Source organism: Nonomuraea sp. KM90 (assembly GCF_052246675.1).
Classification (GTDB): domain Bacteria; phylum Actinomycetota; class Actinomycetes; order Streptosporangiales; family Streptosporangiaceae; genus Nonomuraea.
Window position 1 is genome coordinate 1 of the sequence record NZ_JBQQCB010000361.1, and the last position, 1,381, is coordinate 1,381.

The window sequence follows — 1,381 nt, forward strand, 5'->3', positions numbered from 1 at the left end:
CATGGTCATTCGCAGCCGACTCAAGCAACTGCAGTACCGCCCCGACCTCCTGGACGCCTTCCTGACACACACCGGCCTGATCACGAACCCGAGATCGACATGAAACCCCGAACTTTCAACCTCTGTAATGCGGATCCCGGATTCGCTCCTTGAATACTCGCCCGCCCCTCGGAACAAGGATCACCCTCGAAAGGAAGAAAATAAAGCCGGATTTATGCCTTCTATCGCATGATTAATGCCATCTCTTCCTCAACACCCGCTGCCCGTTCACGGTGGCAACGTCGCCTACGCCGGCGAGAGCTGGGCTGTCGGTAAGACCTGGGGCACCACCTGGTACATGGATTGCGATTGAGCTTGTTAGAACACTACCGGCGCACCCCAGGAGGGGGCGCAGCGCGCTGCAGGTCAATGCCGTGTTGAAGCCGTGGCGCGAGCTGACCACATCGCGGTCCAATCGAACGAGGCTCCGCCGTGCAGCCGCCCGATCTTCCTCTTCTACCACGCATTCCCCCGAAAAGCCTTCAGGAGCCTTCTGTGCATCACAGGCCCGGGGTGGTCAGACGCCGTTAGTGCGCTCAGGCGTGCTCGTGGAGCTGGGCGCGGGCGGTTTCGGCTTGTTCGACGATGGTGGCCAGGACCGGCGCCGGGACGTCCTTGTCGCGGAAGGCGTCCACGAGCTGGTCCAGGACGATGTCGGCTTCCTTGAGGTCGCCGGCGCGGGCGTGCGCGCGGGCCAGACGGCGCATGGTCTCATTCAGCGTGATGTTGTCGACGCCGGCGTCGGTGCCGGGGTCCAGGGTGGTCTCCACCCGGGCCGGACGGCACAGGATCCACCCGCAGACCCGGCCGGCTCGCAGCAACGTCACGCCGGAGACGGTCAGCGTCCCCCGGCGAGGCAGGCGGGCGCCGTGCACCGCGACCACCGCGGTCACCGGTACCGTCCAGCCCGCCGCACGCAGCAGCTCGGCGACGCGACGCGCCTCGAACGCCGCCGCCTTCACCAGCGCATCAGCCGGGCACCGTCAAGACGGCCTTCACTGATGCGATGCGGACCGATCTGGCCACCCGGCTGCGCCCTTTGCAGCAGCAACGCAATCCGTTCACCGGCCAACGGCAGGATGAACTCCACCGTGGTGTGTGTCGGGTCCGCCCTGAGCTCGTCGGAGAGGTGCGTGTCATGGAGTGGACCGCCAACCGACACCTGCGACTGGCGCGTCCTGGCGAGGTCTCCGGCCAGATCTGACCCCATCCGATCTCAGAGGGCGTCTGAAGAGCGAAGTTTGTGGTTGATTGCCAGTTACGCGTTTCGCCAGGTTGGGGTGGTTTCGCCGGTTACGCGTCGGGCGAGGTTGTCGATGGAGGCCAGGCGGATCATGGCTGC

At 65.2% G+C, this 1,381-nt stretch carries 3 protein-coding genes; 1 reads left to right on the top strand and 2 read right to left on the bottom strand.

Features of this window, described 5'->3' with window-relative positions; all coding sequences use genetic code 11:
• Nucleotides 1-575: 575 nt before the first annotated feature.
• A complete protein-coding gene (locus tag ACTWPW_RS64205; protein ID WP_443175043.1) occupies nt 576-1,001 on the bottom strand; it encodes a hypothetical protein in 426 nt (141 codons plus the stop codon).
• Entirely contained in the window at nt 998-1,129 is a 132-nt protein-coding gene (locus ACTWPW_RS64210; protein ID WP_443175045.1) for a hypothetical protein, read from the bottom strand. Before ACTWPW_RS64210 ends, ACTWPW_RS64205 begins: the two co-directional genes overlap by 4 nt.
• On the opposite strand from ACTWPW_RS64210, the gene ACTWPW_RS64215 reads away from it, so the two are divergent.
• A complete protein-coding gene (locus ACTWPW_RS64215) occupies nt 1,070-1,243 on the top strand; it encodes an ATP dependent DNA ligase (protein WP_443175044.1) in 174 nt (57 codons plus the stop codon). The two genes, ACTWPW_RS64210 and ACTWPW_RS64215, sit on opposite strands and share 60 nt — an antisense overlap.
• Nucleotides 1,244-1,381: the final 138 nt, after the last annotated feature.